This is a genomic window from Nonomuraea aridisoli, assembly GCF_003236395.1.
Classification (GTDB): domain Bacteria; phylum Actinomycetota; class Actinomycetes; order Streptosporangiales; family Streptosporangiaceae; genus Nonomuraea; species Nonomuraea aridisoli.
This window is the reverse complement of record NZ_POUD01000494.1, coordinates 1-2796: the sequence shown is the minus strand read 5'-3', so window position 1 is coordinate 2796 and position 2796 is coordinate 1. Positions and strand designations below refer to the sequence as shown.

At 72.5% G+C, this 2796-nt stretch carries 5 protein-coding genes; 3 read left to right on the top strand and 2 right to left on the bottom strand.

Annotated features, from left to right (window positions below):
• A partial coding sequence (locus tag C1J01_RS47345) for a RidA family protein (protein ID WP_328589757.1) occupies positions 1–402 on the top strand: 402 nt, incomplete at its 5' end.
• Positions 403–408: 6 nt separating this feature from the next.
• Here the strand turns inward: C1J01_RS47345 and C1J01_RS47340 are convergent.
• Together C1J01_RS47340 and C1J01_RS50775 are read right to left on the bottom strand one after the other, a co-directional pair.
• The gene (locus tag C1J01_RS47340; protein WP_111185631.1) at positions 409–834 is read right to left on the bottom strand and encodes a PPOX class F420-dependent oxidoreductase; all 426 of its coding nucleotides are present in this window, start codon (positions 832–834) and stop codon (positions 409–411) included.
• Complete coding sequence (locus C1J01_RS50775) at positions 818–1399, bottom strand: TetR/AcrR family transcriptional regulator (RefSeq protein ID WP_181449363.1); 582 nt, start codon at positions 1397–1399, stop codon at positions 818–820. Before C1J01_RS50775 ends, C1J01_RS47340 begins: the two co-directional genes overlap by 17 nt.
• A 108-nt stretch (positions 1400–1507) precedes the next feature.
• Here C1J01_RS50775 and C1J01_RS47330 point away from each other — a divergent pair, with 108 nt between their 5' ends.
• Positions 1508–2176 carry a class I SAM-dependent methyltransferase gene (locus C1J01_RS47330; RefSeq protein WP_111185629.1) on the top strand — a complete coding sequence of 223 codons (669 nt, stop codon included), beginning with the start codon at positions 1508–1510 and terminating at the stop codon, positions 2174–2176.
• Positions 2173–2673 (top strand): MsnO8 family LLM class oxidoreductase, encoded by a 501-nt coding sequence (locus C1J01_RS47325; protein WP_111185627.1) that lies wholly within the window; start codon positions 2173–2175, stop codon positions 2671–2673. Before C1J01_RS47330 ends, C1J01_RS47325 begins: the two co-directional genes overlap by 4 nt.
• Positions 2674–2796 lie beyond the last annotated feature (123 nt).

Genomic DNA, 2796 nt, shown 5'->3' with positions numbered 1-2796 from the left:
CGCCAGACCACCCGCCAGATCGCCCCGCCCGGCCTCGCGCCCGGCCCCGGCTACAGCCACGTCGTCTCCGTCGACGTCCCGGGCCGCCTGGTCGTCGTCAGCGGGCAGATCGCCCTCGACGCCGCCGGGCAGCTGGTCGGAGCCGGCGACCTGCGGGCCCAGACCCGGCAGGTGTTCGCCAATCTGCACACCGCGCTGTCGGCCGCGGGCGCCGGCTGGGAACACGTCGTCAAGCTCGGCTACTACCTGCGCGACGCCTCGCAGGTCGCCGTCGTGCGCGAGGTCCGCGACCAGGCGCTGCCCGCCGGCATCGCCCCTGCCAGCACCCTGGTCGAGGTGTCCGGCCTGGTGCGCGACGACCTGCTCGTCGAGATCGAGGCCCTCGCCGTCGTCCCCGTCTGACGCTTCTCACCCGGCGACGGCCCGGTGGGCGACCACGTCGTCGATGCGCAGCCGCACCAGGCACTCCCCGGGGCCGGCGTTGCGGCCGCCGAACTCCTCGGCGCGCTCGTCGCCCATGTAGCGCCTGCCGATCTCCGTCGCCCACACCATGAGCTCCTCCGGGTCGAGGGAGAGCGTCGCGTTGCCCCTGATGAGCACGTACGAGTAGGGCGGCTGCTGGTCGTCCACGCACAACGCGGCGCGCGGGTCACGCATCAGGGCCTTGCCCTTGAGGCTGGTCTCCGAGGTGGTGAAGACCACGTCGTCCTCGTCGAGCAGGAACCAGACCGGCGTGACATGCGGGCCGCCCCCTGCCCGGGTCACCGCGAGCTTCCCGGTGCGCGTCCCCGTCGTCACGAACTCGCGCCATTCGGCGTCACTCATCACGTCCATGCGAATACGCTACGTCACCACTCAGGAACGCCCGTACGCCGGGTTCGACGGCCGCGCGGAAGGCGGCGTCCAGCTCGGCGGGGGAGGCGGCGGTCTCGCCGTCCACCCACGCCCTCAGCAGCCCCATGTACGCGCCCGTCACGCACACCACCAGCAGGTCGAGCGCGGCCGACGGCCGCGCGCCCGCCGCGAGCAGCTCCCTGCCGACGATCTCGGCGAGCAGCCGCTCGCCGTGCGCGAGCAGCGGCCCGCCGCCGCGCCGCCCCAGCAGCGCCCGCACGAGCCGCTCCTGCTCACGCGCGTGCGCGAACATCGGCAGGCTGAACGCGAACAACCCGCACGGCCCGGCCTCCGGCGCGGGCCGCAGGAAGCCGTGCTCGTCCAGGTTGCTGAGCAGCACGTCCTGCTTGTCGGTGAAGTGGGAGTAGAACGTGGAACGGCCCACGTCGGCGCGCTCGATGACGTCGGTGACGGTCACCGCGTCGTAGCCCTTCTCCAGGATCAGCGCCACCAGCGCCTCCTGGACCAGCCTCCGCGTACGCCGCACCCGCCGGTCTCCGGACATTTTCCCGCTCCCTGTTCGGTACCGCACAGCACGGCCGATCTGCTCGTTGACCCACCCCTCATTGTGAACGCATCATTCGATAACGAACAGAGTGTTCTGGAGGACACCATGGGCTTGGGCAAGCTGCTGCACCACCACGACGAGCACGCCGACGCCGGCGGCACCATCGACCGGCCGCGCGCGTACGAGATCTCCGCCTCGATCGGCTTCCTGGGCGGCCGCCGAGCCGTCTTCACCCGCCTCGCCGCCGCGGCCCGCCCACGGCCCGGCGACCGGGTGCTGGACGTCGGCTGCGGAACCGGCTACCTCAGCCGCGTCCTGTCCCCGGTGGTCGGCCCGCGCGGCCACGTCACCGGCCTCGACCCCAGCCCCTCCATGATCGAGTACGCCGCCCGCCGCGCCCCGGCCAACTGCTCCTACGTGCGGGGCGAGGGCCAGAGCCCGCCGTTCCCCGACGCCTCGTTCGACCTGGTGGTCTCAAGCCTGGCCGTCCACCACATACCGGCCGAGGCCCGGCCGGAGGCGCTGCGGCAGATGTTCCGCGTGCTGCGACCCGGCGGCCGGCTGCTCGTCGCCGAGTTCCGCCCGCCGACCGGCCGGACCGCCCGGCGCGTCGTCGGCGCGCTCGCCGGCCCAGCCATGCGGCACGAACCCCGCGACCTGCTCGGCGCCCTGATCCCCGGCGCCGGCTTCACCGTGGAGTCCGAAGGCGAGCTGCCGCTGCTCTATTACGTGCGCGCCACCCGGCCGGCGGACACCGGTACCGTGATCGCATGAGGTTGTCGGTGGTGGATCTCGGCACGGTCGAGCCGGGGAGCGACGAGAAGCAGGCGCTGGCCGAGTCCGTGCGGTTCGCCCAGCACGCCGAACGCCTCGGCTACCACCGCATCTGGTACGCCGAGCACCACGCCAACGCCATGGGCGCCTCCCACCACCCCGAGCTGCTGATCGCCGCCGTGGGCGCCCAGACCTCCCGCATCCGGGTGGGATCGGGCGCGGTGCTGATGAACCACTACAGCCCGTTCAAGGTCGCCGAGATGTTCAAGCAGCTCGAGGCCATGTTCCCGGGCCGCGTCGACCTCGGCATGGGGCGCGCCACGGCCGGCCCCGTCATCGACCTCGCCCTGCAGCGCGACCGCGAACACCCCGCCCAGGCCGACCACGCCCAGCAGGTCGCCGAGACCGTGGCCTGGCTGTACGACGCGTTCCCCGGCGACCACCCGTTCGCGGCGGTGCAGCTGATGGCCTCGGTGCCGGAGATCCCGCAGACCTAGTGAGCCGGTCCTGAGATCCTGTCGCAGTAGCGGCAGATCCGGTCGATGATCTGGTCGGCGGTCTTGGTCCACTTGAAGGGCCGGGCGTTGTCGTTCCAGACCTTGATCCACTCCTCGAGCGCG